We start from the raw sequence: 229 nt of genomic DNA, 5'->3' as shown, positions 1-229 counted from the left end.
TCGGCGGCCCAATCTCGGAACGCAGATCGAAAGCCGTGCACCGTGAAGGGTAGCTTCGCGTAACGCAGGATCTTGAGAAGCGTCATGTCTGACATCGGGCGCAAGACGTTGCGACCGGGGAAGACCAGATCGCTGCATTCAGCGTAGTAAGGTTGCGTGACGCGTCTCCGCATAATGGGACCCATCGCGTAGCGATGACTGATTTCAAATTTCCAGGTTCGGGGATTTC

General features: G+C 56.3%; 1 pseudogene. It reads right to left on the bottom strand.

Going from position 1 to position 229, the window contains the following annotated elements:
* Positions 1-134 (bottom strand): annotated as a pseudogene (locus tag Q0778_RS16320) (integrase); the annotation flags it as partial.
* Between the last annotated feature and the right edge of the window lie 95 nt (positions 135-229).

Origin of the sequence: uncultured Erythrobacter sp., assembly GCF_947502395.1 — a bacterium.
GTDB lineage: Bacteria > Pseudomonadota > Alphaproteobacteria > Sphingomonadales > Sphingomonadaceae > Erythrobacter.
The sequence above is the reverse complement of the archived record's forward strand: the minus strand, read 5'-3'. Positions and strand labels throughout refer to the sequence as shown.